14 protein-coding genes are annotated in these 14,794 nt (G+C 72.3%); 9 read left to right on the top strand and 5 right to left on the bottom strand.

The window, feature by feature from the left end:
- Positions 1-9: 9 nt before the first annotated feature.
- Positions 10-891 (bottom strand): mycothiol conjugate amidase Mca, encoded by an 882-nt coding sequence (gene mca, locus AMK25_RS00550; RefSeq protein ID WP_073824874.1) that lies wholly within the window; start codon positions 889-891, stop codon positions 10-12.
- Positions 892-1,129: 238 nt separating this feature from the next.
- Between mca and AMK25_RS00555 the strand changes: the two genes are divergently transcribed.
- Positions 1,130-1,564 carry a DUF4307 domain-containing protein gene (locus AMK25_RS00555; RefSeq protein ID WP_073824878.1) on the top strand — a complete coding sequence of 145 codons (435 nt, stop codon included), beginning with the start codon at positions 1,130-1,132 and terminating at the stop codon, positions 1,562-1,564.
- Between the two features lie 144 nt (positions 1,565-1,708).
- A complete protein-coding gene (greA, locus tag AMK25_RS00560; RefSeq protein ID WP_073824882.1) occupies positions 1,709-2,209 on the top strand; it encodes a transcription elongation factor GreA in 501 nt (166 codons plus the stop codon).
- A gap of 131 nt (positions 2,210-2,340) precedes the next feature.
- Here the strand turns inward: greA and ilvA are convergent, their stop codons facing one another.
- The 4 genes from ilvA to AMK25_RS00580 are packed head-to-tail and all read right to left on the bottom strand — an operon-like array spanning position 2,341 to position 7,055.
- On the bottom strand, positions 2,341-3,561 hold the full coding sequence (gene ilvA / locus AMK25_RS00565) for a threonine ammonia-lyase (RefSeq protein ID WP_073824885.1): 1,221 nt from the start codon (positions 3,559-3,561) through the stop codon (positions 2,341-2,343).
- Positions 3,558-4,472 carry a DUF4328 domain-containing protein gene (locus AMK25_RS00570; protein WP_241826203.1) on the bottom strand — a complete coding sequence of 305 codons (915 nt, stop codon included), beginning with the start codon at positions 4,470-4,472 and terminating at the stop codon, positions 3,558-3,560. The genes ilvA and AMK25_RS00570 overlap by 4 nt, the downstream gene beginning before the upstream one ends.
- Positions 4,473-4,483: 11 nt before the next feature.
- Positions 4,484-5,896, bottom strand: coding sequence for an amidase (locus tag AMK25_RS00575; RefSeq protein WP_073824888.1), 1,413 nt, complete (start codon positions 5,894-5,896; stop codon positions 4,484-4,486).
- A 16-nt stretch (positions 5,897-5,912) separates the two neighbouring features.
- A complete protein-coding gene (locus tag AMK25_RS00580; protein ID WP_073824892.1) occupies positions 5,913-7,055 on the bottom strand; it encodes a cystathionine gamma-synthase in 1,143 nt (380 codons plus the stop codon).
- A gap of 95 nt (positions 7,056-7,150) precedes the next feature.
- Between AMK25_RS00580 and AMK25_RS00585 the strand changes: the two genes are divergently transcribed.
- The 7 genes from AMK25_RS00585 to AMK25_RS00615 all read left to right on the top strand — a co-directional run bounded on the left by AMK25_RS00585 (position 7,151) and on the right by AMK25_RS00615 (position 14,542).
- Complete coding sequence (locus AMK25_RS00585; RefSeq protein WP_241826204.1) at positions 7,151-7,477, top strand: hypothetical protein; 327 nt, start codon at positions 7,151-7,153, stop codon at positions 7,475-7,477.
- 2 nt (positions 7,478-7,479) lie between these two features.
- The gene (locus AMK25_RS00590; protein ID WP_073824900.1) at positions 7,480-8,172 is read left to right on the top strand and encodes a nucleotidyl transferase AbiEii/AbiGii toxin family protein; all 693 of its coding nucleotides are present in this window, start codon (positions 7,480-7,482) and stop codon (positions 8,170-8,172) included.
- 125 nt (positions 8,173-8,297) lie between these two features.
- The gene (locus AMK25_RS00595; RefSeq protein WP_073824903.1) at positions 8,298-8,711 is read left to right on the top strand and encodes an HIT family protein; all 414 of its coding nucleotides are present in this window, start codon (positions 8,298-8,300) and stop codon (positions 8,709-8,711) included.
- A gap of 74 nt (positions 8,712-8,785) precedes the next feature.
- Positions 8,786-9,448 (top strand): peptide-methionine (S)-S-oxide reductase MsrA, encoded by a 663-nt coding sequence (gene msrA, locus AMK25_RS00600; protein ID WP_064447692.1) that lies wholly within the window; start codon positions 8,786-8,788, stop codon positions 9,446-9,448.
- A 281-nt stretch (positions 9,449-9,729) separates the two neighbouring features.
- A complete protein-coding gene (locus AMK25_RS00605) occupies positions 9,730-11,520 on the top strand; it encodes an N-acetylglutaminylglutamine amidotransferase (protein ID WP_073824906.1) in 1,791 nt (596 codons plus the stop codon).
- Positions 11,521-11,522: 2 nt separating this feature from the next.
- The gene (gene ngg / locus AMK25_RS00610) at positions 11,523-13,361 is read left to right on the top strand and encodes an N-acetylglutaminylglutamine synthetase (protein WP_073824908.1); all 1,839 of its coding nucleotides are present in this window, start codon (positions 11,523-11,525) and stop codon (positions 13,359-13,361) included.
- Positions 13,358-14,542: an osmoprotectant NAGGN system M42 family peptidase gene (locus tag AMK25_RS00615; RefSeq protein ID WP_030501323.1), complete on the top strand. Its 1,185-nt coding sequence runs from the start codon at positions 13,358-13,360 to the stop codon at positions 14,540-14,542. The genes ngg and AMK25_RS00615 overlap by 4 nt, the downstream gene beginning before the upstream one ends.
- Positions 14,543-14,794 lie beyond the last annotated feature (252 nt).

The following is a 14,794-nucleotide window of genomic DNA, read 5'->3' on the forward strand; positions in this document are numbered from 1 at the left end:
CCGGCCCGGTCAGTGGGCACGGCACGCCTCCCGTACGCCGGCGAAGAGGTCGGACTCGGGCAGCGGGCTGTCCAGCAGCGATCGGGCGAGTTGGAAGTCCTCCGTCGGCCAGGCGCGCTTCTGCAACTCCATCGGCACCTGGAACCAGAACCCGTCCGGGTCGATCTGGGTGGCGTGGGCGCGCAGGGCGTCGTCGCGGACCGGGAAGTAGTCGGCGCACTCGACCCGGGTGGTGATCCGCGCGCCCTTGTCGGGGCGCTCGTCCCAGCGCTTCATCCACTCGCCGTACGGCGACTCGAGCCCGGCGGCGAGCACCGCCTCGTGCAAACTCATGATCTTGGCGCGGGAGAAGCCCACGTCGTAGTAGAGCTTGAGCGGCTGCCACGGCTCGCCCAGCTCGGGGTGACGCTCCGGGTCACCGGCCGCGTCGAACGCCGCGACCGTGATCTTGTGGGTCATGATGTGGTCGGGGTGCGGGTAGCCGCCCTCCTCGTCGTACGTGGTGACGACGTGCGGGCGGAACTGCCGCATCAGGCGCACCAGCGGCGCGGCGGCGACGTCCACGTCCTGCAGGGCGAAGCAGCCCTCCGGCAGCGGCGGCAGCGGGTCGCCCTCGGGCAGCCCGGAGTCGACGAAGCCCAGCCACGCCTGCTCGACGCCGAGGATGGCCCGGGCGGCGTCCATCTCGGCACGCCGGATGTCACCGATGTTGGCCCACACGTCGGGGCGGTCCATCTTCGGGTTGAGCACGCTGCCCCGCTCGCCACCGGTCGCGGTGACGACCAGGACGTCCACCCCCTCGGCGACGTATTTCGCCATGGTGGCGGCGCCCTTGCTCGACTCGTCGTCGGGATGGGCGTGCACCGCCATGAGACGCAGCTGTTCTGCCACCTTCGGCGCTCCTCGTCTGTGCCCGCCGACCCACGTCCGGTCGGCTGACCTGCCGGAATCTCCCCCCGCGCCCGCGAAAGCCCCCGTGACGGCCGGTCGGGGGCCGCCACCGGAGTGGCCAGGGCCACGCCCGCCGGTCCAGGCCGACCTGCCATCCTTGACTCAGCGCCGGGCTGGGAAGATGGACCTAGCCATTCTTGCCGATGCCGCCGACAACAACGCCAGGAGATACCCGCCGGTGAGCGAGACGCACGCCACAGTCGCAGCGGGAGCGCCGGTCTACCCGCCCGGCCGGTACGGCCGACGCCGGGAACCGGGCCGCCGCCGGCCACTCCTGCTCGCCCTGACGGTGACGGTCCTGCTCGCCGTCCTCGGGCTGGGCGCGGCGAAGCTCTACTACCAGTACGGCGACCCGGAGTACCAAGGCGAGATGATCAGCTACTCCGACATCACCGACTCCCGGGTGACAGTCGACTTCCGGGTCACCGTGCCGCCGGGTGGCTCCGCCACGTGTCTGCTGCGAGCCCGCTCGCACGACGGCGCCCAGGTGGGCAGCGTCGAGACCACGGTGACCGCGGAGCCGGGCCAGCGCCACATCCGGACCCGCCAGGAGGTGCCCACGAGCGCCCGGCCGTTCATCGGCGAGGTGTTGCGCTGCCGGCCGGCCGGCTGAGCCGGAGCGCCGGCGAGCCGCCGGCAACCGCACCCCGGTCCCGTCGCCGGCACCGGGGTGATTGATCACACCTCGACGTGTGCGGCACTGGTAGCCTTGCAAGTTCACCTGTCAGCCAGTCCGCACCAACCGAGGAGACCGCCTGTGTCCACAAATGGAAACGAGGCGCCCGCCACCTGGCTGTCCCAGGACGCCTACGACCGTCTGCAGGCAGAGCTCGACGAGCTGATCGCCAATCGACCGGTCATCGCCGCCGAGATCAACGCCCGGCGCGAGGAGGGCGACCTGCGGGAGAACGGTGGCTACCACGCCGCCCGCGAGGAGCAGGGCAAGGCCGAGGGTCGCATTCTCTACCTGAAGGAGCTGCTGCGCACCGCCAAGGTCGGTGAGGCTCCGGACACCGACGCGGTGGCGCCCGGCATGGTCGTGAAGATCTACTTCGACGACGACGCGGACGACAGCGAGACGTTCCTGCTCGGCTCGCGGGAGATCGCCTCCACCACCGACCTGACGGTCTACAGCCCCGAGTCCGCGCTCGGCCGGGCCATCCTCGGCGGCAAGGCCGGGCAGACCTGCACCTACACCGCTCCCAGCGGCGCCGATATCAAGGTGACGATCGTTTCCTTCGAGCCGTACAGCGGCTGACCTTCCGGACCCGCGCCGGATGGCTCGGGTCCCGAACCCGACCGAGGCTGACAGGCTCCTCGGACCCGAGCCGCACACCCGAACGCCCCGCCCGGATCATCCGGCCGGGGCGTTCGCGTTGACCAGGAGGCTCAGCCCTCGCCGGTGAAGACCACCTGGTAGCCGCTGGCCCGCAACGCGCTGATCAGGGTGTCCGAGTGCTCCACCCCGCGCGTCTCCACGGACAGGGCCACCTCCACCTCGCCCAGGCCCAGGTGCGGGTTGGCCCGTTGGTGCACCACGTCCACCACGTTGGCCCGGTGCTCGGCGATCTCGCCGAGCAGGGAGGCGAGCTGGCCGGGCCGGTCGACGCAGCGCACGGTGATCCGCAGGAACCGGCCGGCCGCGGCCAGGCCGTGCTCGATCACCCGGAGCATGAGCAGCGGATCGATGTTGCCGCCGGAGAGCACCGCGACCACCGGCGCGGTCACCTCCACCGCGCCGGCCATGAGCGCCGCCACGCCGACCGCCCCGGCCGGCTCGACGACCTGCTTGCCGCGTTCCAGCAGCATCAGCAGCGCCCGGGAGATGTCCTCCTCGGAGACCGTGACGACCTCGTCGACGAGCTTGCGGACGTGCGTGAAGGTCAGCTCCCCCGGCCGGCCGACGGCGATCCCGTCGGCGATCGTCGCGAACGAGGGCAGACGTACCGGCTCGCCGGCCCGCAGCGAGGGCGGGAAGGCGGCGGCGCTCGCCGCCTGGACCCCGATCACGCGTACGTCGGGACGCAGCGCCTTGGCCGCCACCGCCATCCCGGAGACCAGCCCGCCACCGCCCACCCCGGTCACGATGGTGCGCACGTCCGGGCACTGTTCGAGGATCTCCAGCGCCACAGTGCCCTGCCCGGCGATCACGTCCGCGTGGTCGAACGGGTGGATGAACACCGCGCCGGTCCGCTCGGCGAAGGTCTGCGCCGCGACGAGCGACTCGTCCACCGTGTTGCCGACCAGCTCGACCTGCGCGCCGTACCCCTTTGTGGCGGCGACCTTCGGCAGCGGCGCGTTCACCGGCATGAAGACGGTGGCGTGCGCGCCGACGAGCCCGGCGGCGAGCGCCACCCCCTGGGCGTGGTTGCCGGCGCTCGCCGCGACCACCCCGCGGGACCGCTCCTCGGCCGAGAGCCGGGAGATCCGCACGTACGCGCCACGCACCTTGTACGACCCGGCGCGTTGCAGGTTCTCGCACTTGAGCCAGACCGGCCCGCCGAGCGCGGCGCTGAGCGGCCGGGACGGCTCCAGCGGGGTGGTGCGGGTGACACCGCCGAGCAGTTCCCGCGCGGCCTGAACGTCGGCGAGACCGACCAGTTCCGTCATGCCCCGATCGTGCCACCCGGCCCCGGCGGAACCTGCGGCGACATGGCCGAGGCGGCTGGCGCAGGCCAGCCCGGGTGCCCGGGCCAGGCGGGCTGACCGGGCCAGGAGGGCACCGCCCGCGCGAGCCGGTCCTGCTGGGCGGCGGAGATCCGGCGGACCAGCACGACGAACGCGATCCCGGCGATCAGGCAGGCCACCGCCGGCACCAGCCGAGGCGCGAGCGCCTCCTCGTAGAAGCGCACGTACGTGCCGAACTCCGCGTCGTTGCGGGGCAGCTCGGTCAGCCGGTCGTACCGCTGCTGCTCGGCCCGCGCGACGAACCGGTCACCGATCAGGAACACCAGCCAGCTCGCCCACCACACCCCGACCAGCCACGACTGGCGGCGCTGCCACACGCTGTTGCGGAGCAGGTCGGCGAGCACCCGGGCCGGCACGACGAAGTTGGCGAACGGCACCAGCCAGCCGGCGATCGCCCACGCCGGACTCAGGTTCGACACGGCGCCCGGGAACGCGTCCAGGTTCTTGCGCGCCCGCCAGGTCCAGATCACCACGAGCGTCCCGGCGGCCAGCAGGGCGAGCAGGTAGGGCAGGGTGAACAGCACCTCGACCAGCACGACGCCGAGCAGCACGTCCCGGTCGAGCTGCTCGGCGGCCGAGCGGGCCATCTCTGCGCCCACCAGGGGGAACAGGGCCGTCAGCAGGTAGCACAGGGTGGCGGCGCCGACCGCGAACGCGCTGGCCACGGCCAGTCCGCGTACGCCGTAGGTGGGTACGCCGGGGGCCACGGCGGGCTGGCCGACGCGCGTGCCGCAACGCTGGCACTCCTCGTAGGCCGGGGACGTGGCGTCCCCGCAGGTCTGGCAGTGCATGGTGGGACCGTCCGAGGTGGTGTGCGCGACAGGGGCGCGCACACGCTAGACGATCACGCGGCGGCCGGCGACCCCGTACCGATCCGGGGGTAGCCGGGGGCGTGCCGCGCCCACGGCGCCTGCATCTCGAACTGACCGGCCACGCCGAGCAGCAGCAGCTCCGAGCCGGGCGGGCCGACGAACTGCACGCCCACCGGCAGCCCGTCCGGGCGGCGGCCGACCGGCACCACGATCGACGGCAGCCCGGCGATGTTCCACGGCGCCGCGTACGGGGCGTACCTGATGTTCGCCGACATGTTCGCGAGCCAGGAGCGGCCGGACCAGCCGGCGGCCTCCGGCGGCGGCCCGGCCAGCGCCGGGGTGAGCAGCAGGTCGATCGAGTTGTCCGCGAAGAAGTTCACCGACCGTTCGCGCCAGGCGGTCCGGTCGGCCTCCCGCACGTACCCTCGGCGCTGCGCCCACTCGCCCAGCGTGACGTGCCGGCGGCTGCGCCGCTGGAGCTGGCGCGGGGCGACCCCGGCGGCGCGCACGTCGGCGGCGGCCGCCGCGAACCAGGTGGCGATGCCCTGCAGGCCCAGCCGGGTCGGGTAGACCGGGTCGGTGGGCACGGTGTCGTGACCGGCGGCGGCGAGCAGCCGGCCGGCGGCGGCGACCGCGTCCCGGTTCGGCGCGTCCGGGGAGACGCCGCGCACCGGCGAGCGCAGCGAGACGCCGACCCGCAGCCGCGCCGGTGGAACCAGCTTGTCCGGCCGGCGACCGGCGAGCACCGAGAAGCCGACCACCGCGTCGGCCACGGTGCTGGTGAGCATGCCGTGCTCGGTCAGGCCGAACCAGTCGTCCGCGCCGAGCTGGCAGGGCACCACGCCCCGGCCGGGCTTGAGCCCGACCAGGCCGCAGCAGGCCGCCGGAATACGGATCGAGCCGAGGCCGTCGTTGCCGTGGGCCATCGGCACCAGCCCGGCGGCCACCGCGGCGGCCGCGCCGCCGGAGGAGCCGCCGGGGGTACGCGTCGTGTCCCACGGGTTGCGGGTGGCCCCGCTGTCGTCGTCGGTGAGCGCCCACAGGCCCAGTTCCGGCATCCGGGTCACGCCCAGGATCACCGCGCCCGCGCCGCGCAGCCGCCGGACCACCTCGTGGTCGGCCTCCGCCACGCCGGTACGCATCGCGGCCGACCCGTTCCACGTGGGCAGGCCGGCCACCGGCGTGTTCTCCTTGACCGCCACCGGCACGCCGGCGAGCGGGAGGTTCGCCAGTTCCTCCTGCTCGTCTACCTTCTCGGCCTCGGTGATCGCCTCACCGCCGCGTACCGTGCGGAACGCGGCCAGCTCGGCGTCGACCCGGGCCACGTGATCCAGGTGGTCGGCGACGACCTGGGTGGCGGAGACGTCGCCACGGCGTACCGCCCGGGCGATCTGTTTCGCTGTCGCACCGACCCACGTCGTCGGCAAGATCTCCGGCACTGCCACCCTCCCCAGCCAGCGGTCAGCCCAGGGCCTGCTCCAGATCGGCGAGCAGGTCGTCGACCGTCTCGATGCCGACAGACAGTCGCACGAGATCGCCGGGAACTTCAAGCGGCGAGCCCGCAGCGCTCGCGTGTGTCATCCGGCCGGGGTGCTCGATCAGGGACTCGACGCCGCCGAGCGACTCGGCGAGCACGAACAGCCGGGCCCGGTTGCAGATCTCCACGGCGTGCTCCTCGCCGCCCGCCGCGCGGAACGAGATCATGCCCCCGAACCGCCGCATCTGCTTGGCGGCCACCTCGTGCCCGGGGTGCGAGGGCAGGCCCGGGTAGATGACCTGCGCGACCTTCGCGTTGCCGTCCAGGTAGGCCGCGATCCGCTCGGCGTTGTCGCAGTGCCGGTCCATCCGTACCCCGAGCGTCTTGATGCCGCGCAGGGTGAGCCAGGCGTCGAACGGGCCGTTGATCGCGCCCATCGCGTTCTGGTGGTAGCGCAGTTCCTCGCCGAGCGCCCGGTCCGCGGAGACGAGCGCGCCGCCGACCACGTCGGAGTGTCCGCCGACGTACTTGGTGGTGGAGTGCACCACCACGTCCGCGCCGAACGCGATCGGCTGCTGCAGGTACGGCGAGGCGAACGTGTTGTCGACCACCAGCAGCGCGCCGGCGTCGTGCGCCACGGCGGCCAGCGCCGCGATGTCGGCGATGCCGAGCAGCGGGTTGGTCGGCGTCTCCACCCACACGATCCGGGTGGCGCCCGGGCGGATCGCCGCGCGCACGGCGTCCGGGTCGGAGACCTTCGCCGGGGTGTACGTCAGCCCCCAGCGCTCGGCCACCTTGGCGAACAGCCGGTAGGTGCCGCCGTACGCGTCGTCCGGGATCACCACGTGGTCGCCCGGCTTGCAGACGGTCCGCAGCAGCGTGTCCTCGGCGGCCAGCCCGCTGGCGAAGGCGAGCCCCACCTGGCCGCCCTCCAGCGCCGCCAGGCATTCCTGGAGCGCGTCCCGGGTGGGGTTGCCGGAGCGGCTGTACTCGTAGCCCTCGCGCGGCGCGCCGACGGCGTCCTGGGCGTACGTGCTGGTCTGGTAGATCGGCGGAATCACCGCGCCGGTGCGGGCCTCCGGGGCCTGACCGGCGTGGATCGCGAGTGTCTCGAAGCCGTGCCTCATGCCGCAGACGTTAGCCCCCCGCCCGCTCCCGCTCCCGGCAACCCGGCGCGAGTCACAACCCCGAAGGTGTCGGAGTGGTCGGCCATACTGGTCCGGTGAGTACGACCGAGGCGCTCCCCTCCCGCCTGCACGGCGTCGCCGACCGGATCCCCACGTCCCTGGACGAGCTCAGCGGGCCCGAGCACGGTCGGGTCACGCTGCCGACCCGCCTCGCGTGGTCCGGGCTCACCGAGTTCGATGTCGACGACAGCGGACAGAGGCTCACGCTCTATCGCACGCTGATGGACTGCGGGCAGCGCGAGGACATCGTCCGGTACGTCAATCCGGCGCTCCTCCGGCAGGACTGGTCTCGCATCCGCAAGCTGACCGCGCGCCGGGTGATCCGGCTCTGGGAGAGCAGAATGCCGGGCCTGGCAGCCTAGCCGTGGACGAGTTGCACGCGCGCTTGCTGCACGTCGGATTCCGCGCCGGTGACGACCTCGGTCTGGTGCTCGCCGGTGGTTACGCACTCGCCGCGCACGCTCTCGTGAGCCGACCGTCCCGCGACATCGACTTCGCCACCGCAACCGCGCTGCCGCTGCCCCTGGTGGCGGCGCGGCTGGCCGAGGCGTACCGAGCCGAAGAGTTCGGTTGCCGGGTCGTCGAGGCGACGCCGCGGATGGCCCGGTTGCTGGTCGAGGGGCCCGGCTTCGCCTGCGAGGTCGACCTCTTGAAGGAGGCGATCGGGCCGCCTGCGAGGTTGCACATTGGCCCTGTGCTCGCGCTGGAGGATGCCATCGGCCTCAAGGTCAGGGCGCTTCACGACCGCGCCGCGCATCGCGACTACATCGACGTACGCGCCGCCAACCGGATCGTGGAGTGCGGCGAACTCGAATCCTTGGGCGCCCGGCACACCGTCGCGTTCTCGCTCCACGAGCTGGCCGACCGACTCGGCGGGGTCGACGAGCTCGACGTGGAGACCTTCGCGTCCTACGGTCTCGGCGAGGACGACATCGGCGCACTCAGGCGCTGGGCTCGTCTGTGGGAGGCGGACATCCGGACGCGCCTTGCCAACGGCGAGACCGGACCGACCGGCGTCCCCGACGACGACTGGGACACCTACCTCGACCGCGCCTGACCCACTGCCGGTCTTCTCGTCGATCATGAGGTTGACGGTGGTTGCCGTCCGATTTGTCGCCGCCAACCTCATGATCAACGCTCGCCCGGAGGTGGGGTGGGCGGGTCGGGCCTAGGGTGGGAGAGATGAGCGGGTGCGTGTTCTGCGGGATCGTGGCGGGCGAGGTGCCGGCCTTCCGGGTCACCGACGAGCCGGACGGGGTCGCGTTCCTGGACACCCGGCCGGTGTTCAAGGGTCACGTGCTCGTCGTGCCCCGCACCCACCTGGTCACCCTGGCCGACCTGCCGGCCGACGCGCTGCCCGGCTACTTCCGGCTGGTGCAGCGCATCGCCGTGGCGGTGGAGACCGGTCTGGGGTCCGGTGGGACGTTCGTGGCGATGAACAACCGGGTGTCCCAGTCCGTACCGCACCTGCACACCCACGTGGTGCCCAGGACCAAGGGGGACGGGCTGCGCGGCTTCTTCTGGCCCCGTACCCGGTACGCCGACGACGCCGAGGCCGAGGCGTTCGCCGGGCGGATCTCGGCGGCGCTGGCCTGACGTGAGCGCGGGCGGGTAAGGAACCGGGGGCCGACGCTGTTGCACGCTGGGAAAGCCAAGAGAGGAGTCCCACCGTGTTCCTCCGCCGCATGAAGGCCGAGATGATCTCTCCTGACCAGGCTCTGCCGGGCCGCCCGATCGCGATGCCGATCGCCGACCGGCACGAGGTGCTGCCGTCGACGCTGAAGGGCCCGTTCCCCGAGGGCGCGCAGGTCGCCGTCTTCGGCATGGGCTGTTTCTGGGGCGCCGAGCGGCTGTTCTGGACCCTCCCCGGCGTGATCACCACGTCCGCCGGCTACGCGGGTGGCTACACCACCAACCCGACGTACGAGGAGGTCTGCTCGGGCATGACCGGGCACGCCGAGGTGGTCCAGGTGGTCTACGACCCGTCGAAGATCGCCTACGAGGACCTGCTCAAGGTCTTCTGGGAGAACCACGACCCGACCCAGGGCATGCGCCAGGGCAACGACGTGGGCACCCAGTACCGCTCGGCGATCTACACCACCACCGACGAGCAGGCCGCCGCCGCGAAGGCGTCGCGGGACGCGTTCGCGCCGATCGTGGCCCGGGCCGGCAAGGGTGAGATCACCACCGAGATCGCCCCGCTCGGCGACTACTACTTCGCCGAGGACTACCACCAGCAGTACCTGGCTCCGACAAAGAACCCGAACGGCTACTGCAACCACGGCCCGAACGGGCTGAGCTGCCCGGTCGGCGTGGCCCGCACGGCCGGCTAGACCCGCCACCGATCTTGGAGTTGTGGCACCTCGCAACCTCGCGGAACCGGCATCACAGGCGCCACAACTCCAAGATCGCGGATTCCGGCTGCGGCTGGACGGGCATGCGGTGTTCCTCACACCCGGCACGGGCCGGGTTTCCGGCATCCGCGCCCTGGAGGGCAGGAACCGAAGACCTGACAGGCGACCACCCTGCGTGACGGCGCATCGTAGCAAGCTGTCACACGTTCGTCATCGTCTCAACAGGCGAACCGAAACAACCTCTGGCAGCATTGGCTCGTATGTGCGGACTTGCGGGAGAGTTCCGCCGTGACGGTTCACGCGCCGATGTCTCGGCCGTGGAGCGGATGGCGGCCACGATGAGTGACCGAGGGCCCGACGACAGCGGCGTCTGGTCGCAGGGGCCGACCGCGCTGGGACACCGGCGCCTGAAGATCATCGACTTGTCCGCCGCGAGCGGCCAACCGATCGTGGACGCGGCCGCCGGGCTCACCGGCGTGTTCAACGGCTGCATCTACAACTACCGGGAACTGCGCGCCGAGCTGCAGGCCAAGGGCCACCGGTTCTTCTCGTCCGGCGACAGCGAAGTAGTGGTCAAGGCGTACGCCGAGTGGGGGCTCGACTTCGTCGACCACCTGATCGGCATGTTCGCGGTGGCGATCAGCGAGCGCGACACCGGCCGCCTGGTGCTGGCCCGGGACCGCCTCGGCATCAAGCCGCTCTACCTGGCCGAGACCCCCGGCGTGGTGCGGTTCGCCTCGACCCTGCCGGCGCTGCTCGCCGGTGGCGGCATCGACACCACCATCGACCGGATGGCGCTCGCCCACTACCTGAGCTTCCACAGCATCGTGCCGCCGCCGCGCACCATCCTCGCCGGCGTCACCAAGCTGCCGCCGGCCACGGTCCGGGTGTACGAGGCGGACGGCTCCAGCCACGAGCGGGTGTACTGGGATCCGTCGTTCAGCCGCGCCGCCGAGCGGGCCGGCTGGTCCGAGCGGGACTGGCAGGACGCGCTGCTCGACTCGCTGACCACCGCCGTACGCCGCCGCATGGTGGCCGACGTCCCGGTGGGCGTGCTGCTCTCCGGCGGCCTCGACTCCAGCCTGGTCGTCGCGCTGCTCGCAGGCGAGGGGCAGGCCCGCTCCGGCCTGGCCACGTTCTCCATCGGCTTCGACGCGGTGGGCGGGCGTGAGGGTGACGAGTTCGTCTACTCCGACCTGGTCGCGAAGACGTTCGGCACCGACCACCACCAGATCCGGGTGCCCACCGGCGACCTGCTGCCGCCGCTGGAGGCCGCCGTCGCGTCCATGAGCGAGCCCATGGTCAGCCACGACTGCGTCGCGTTCTGGCTGCTCAGCCAGGAGGTCGCGAAGCACGTCAAGGTGGTGCAGTCGGGTCAGGGCGCGGACGAGATCCTGGGCGGCTACCACTGGTACCCGCCGCTCGCCGGGGTGGACCGGGAGCAGGCGCTCGAGACGTACGCGAAGGCGTTCTTCGACCGCGACGCGGCCGGACTGGCCCGGGTGCTCAACCCGGCGTGGCTGGCCGACGGCGACCCGGCGCGGGAGTTCGTGGCCGCGCACCTGGGCCGCCCGGGCGCGCAGACCGCCGTCGACGCCGGCCTGCGGATCGACACCCAGGTCATGCTGACCGACGACCCGGTGAAGCGGGTCGACAACATGACCATGGCGCACGGGCTGGAGGCCCGGGTGCCGTTCCTCGACCACGAGTTCGTCGAACTCGCCGCGAGTTGCCCGCCGGAGCTGAAGCTGGCCCAGGGCGGCAAGGGCGTGCTCAAGGAGATCGGTCGCCGGGTCCTGCCGCACGAGGTCATCGACCGGCCCAAGGGCTACTTCCCGGTGCCCGGTCTCACCCACCTGGAGGGCAAGCTCCTCGACCGGGTACGCGACGCGCTCACCTCGCCGGAGGCGCGCCGTCGGGACCTGTTCCGCGCCGACTACGTCGACGCGCTGCTCGCCGACCCGAATGCCGAACTGACCCCGTTGAACGGAAACAAGCTGTGGCAACTGGGACTCCTGGAAATGTGGCTCCAGAGCCACGGAATCGACTGACAGTGACCGACACCCTCGCCACCGGAACGGCGCGTACCGACCGGGAACGGGTGCTGGGGCGCCGCCGGGAACGCATCGGCCCCGGCGGTGACCCGGTCGCACCGGGCACGCCGGAGCCGCGACAGCCGGAGACCGCGTCCACCGACGCCTCGGGCGTGGTGCTGGACTGCGGCTGGGGCCGGCTGGTGTTCGGGCAGACGTTCGACGACCAGGTGCACGTGGCAGACGTGCTGCGCTCCGAGGCGGTCGGCGCCCGGGACATCTGCATCTACCTGCGCGACCCCCACGTGCTGGTGTCCCGGCTGCCGGACGAGCTGTTCATCGACCCGTCGCTGACCTACCGGCTGCCGCTGGGCGAGAAGCGTCCCGCCGCCACCGAGGGCGGCGAGGTGCCCGGGCTGACCGTCCGGCCGCTGCGCGACGCCGCCGACGCCGAGGCGGTGAACCGGATCTACGCGCGCAACGGCATGGTCACCGCCCCGGTCGAGGTGCTGGTGGACAACGCCGGCACGGACCGGTTCCTGCACCTGGTGGCCGAGGACACCACAGGTGAAGTGGTCGGCACCATCACCGGCGTGGACCACGTGGCGGTCTTCGGCGACCCGGAGAACGGCGCCAGCCTGTGGTGCCTGACCGTGGACTTCAACACCGCCCCGCCCGGCACCGGGCAGGCGCTGCTCACCGCGCTCGCCGACCGGCTCGACGGGCGCGGCCGGGCGTTCGTGGACCTGTCCGTGCTGGCCGAGAACTCGGGCGCGATCCGGCTGTACGAGCGCCTCGGCTTCCACCGCACCGGCACGCTCTGCGTGAAGCGGAAGAACCCGATCAACGAGCGCCTGTTCCTGCCCGCAATGCCGCAGGGGTACGACGAGCTGAACCCGTACGCGAAGATCGTCGCGGACGAGGCGATGCGCCGCGGCATCCGGGTGGAGGTGACCGACCCGCACTGGGGTGAGCTGAAGCTGACCACCGGCGGCCGGACCATCCACACCCGCGAGTCGCTGTCGGAGCTGACGTCGGCGGTGGCCATGAGCCGCTGCGACGACAAGCGGGTGACCCGGCGCATCCTCACCGAGGCCGGGCTGTCGGTGCCGCGCGGGCGCACCGCCACCGGCGAGCCCGACGACGTGGCGTTCCTGAACGACGTGGGCCCGGTGGTGGTCAAGCCGGCGCGCGGCGAGCAGGGCAACGGCATCACCGTCGGCGTGCGTACGCCGGAGGCGCTGACCGCGGCCGTCGAGCTGGCGCGCCGGTTCTGCCCGGACGTGCTGATCGAGGAGCTGCGCGCGGGCGAGGACCTGCGGGTCGTGGTGATCGACCACGAGGTGGTCGCCGCCGCGGTACGCCGCCCGGCGCAGATCACCGGCGACGGGGTGCACGACATCACCGAGCTGATCGAGCGGCAGAGCCGCCGCCGGGCCGCCGCGACCGGGGGCGAGTCCCGCATCCCGATCGACGACATGACCCGCGAGGTGGTGGCCGAGGCCGGGTACCGGATGCACGACGTGCTCCCGGAGGGCGAGGTGCTCGCGGTACGCCGGACGGCCAACCTGCACACCGGCGGCACGATCCACGACGTGACCGCCGAGCTGCACCCGGCGATCGCCGAGGCGTGCGTCACCGCGAGCCGGGCGCTGGACATCCCGGTCACCGGGCTGGACCTGCTGGTCCCCGCCCCGGACCGGCCGGAACACGTGTTCATCGAGGCGAACGAGCGGCCCGGACTGGCCAACCACGAACCGCAGCCCACTGCCGAGCGCTTCGTCGACCTGCTCTTCCCGGGTACCCGGGCACCGCAGCGACTCTGGTCGCCTGCCGGTGCGGCAAGCTCTGGGGCATGACCGCACGCAAGCCCCAACCGCTCAAGCTCGACCTCGACTACCTCCGCCAGGTGCTGGTGGAGCTGCTGGAGATCCCCAGCCCGTCGGGGCGCACCGACCACATCCAGCAGTACGTGGGCGAGCGGCTCTCCGCGATCGGGATCAGCTCCACGCTGACCCGTCGCGGGGCGCTGAGCGCCTGTCTGCCCGGCCCCCGGTCGACCGGCGCCGACCGGGCGATCGTGGTGCACACCGACACCATCGGCGGCATGGTGAAGCGGCTCAAGGAGAACGGCCGGCTGGAGGTCAACCCGATCGGTACGCACAGCGCCCGCTTCGCCGAGGGCGCCCACGTGCGGATCTTCACCGACGACCTGGAGCGGGTCGTCACCGGCCAGGTGCTGCCGCTGAAGGCGAGCGGCCACCGCTACAACGAGGCGGTCGACCTCCAGGGCGTCGGCTGGGAGCTGGTCGAGGTGCGGGTGGACGAGCCGGTGCACGACGAGGCCGGGCTGCGGGCGCTCGGCATCGACGCCGGCGACTTCGTGGCGTTCCTGCCCAACCCGACCATCACCCCGAACGGGTACGTCAAGTCCCGCCACCTGGACGACAAGGCGGGCGTGGCGGCGGTGCTTACCGCGTTCAAGGCGATGGTCGACGCCGGGGTCACCCCGGCGGTCACCGCGCACCTGCTGGTCACCGTCACCGAGGAGATCGGCCACGGCGCCAGCCACGGGCTGGACCCGGACGTCGCGGAGATCGTCTCGGTGGACGCGGCGGTGGTCGCGCCGGGCCAGCAGTCCCGGGAGACCGCTGCGACGCTGGCGATGGGCGACGGGGTCGGCCCGTTCGACTACCACCTGACCCGCAACCTCGCCTCGATCGCCAAGGAACACGGCGTCGACCTGGTCCGGGACGTGTTCGACTACTACCGCTCGGACGTGGCCGCCGCGGTCGAGGCCGGGGCGCACGCCCGGGTGGCGCTGCTCGGCTTCGGGGTGGACGCCACCCACGGCCACGAGCGCACCCACCTCGACGGCCTGCACCAGCTCACCCAGCTGCTCTGCCTCTACCTCCAGAGCCCGCTTGTGTTCCCGGAGTGGGACGCCGAGCCGGAGGGCGACCTGGCCGACTTCCCGTCGCTGGCGGTGCAGCCGGCGAACGAGGATGGCCCGCGCGAGGGCCCGATCGGCCTGGACTGACCGGGCCTGTGATCGAAATCCGTTGCCGCGGCCGCCGGGAAGTGGATAGCGTGGCGGTACACGGGAAAGGAGGTGGTCCAGACTTGTATAGCAATCGGACTCGTGAGGTGGCTGTCCGCTAGCCGCTGTCCTCGACAGTGAAATCTCGTCCGCCGCGAGGCGGGCACCTGCAGGATCGTCGAGACCGTGTGGCAGCGGTGCGGCGAAACCACGACAGCCACCCGACCCCCGGGGTGCCGGCCCAGTCCAGCC

Origin of the sequence: Micromonospora sp. TSRI0369 (genome assembly GCF_001905625.1) — a bacterium.
Classification (GTDB): Bacteria; Actinomycetota; Actinomycetes; order Mycobacteriales; family Micromonosporaceae; genus Micromonospora; species Micromonospora echinospora_A.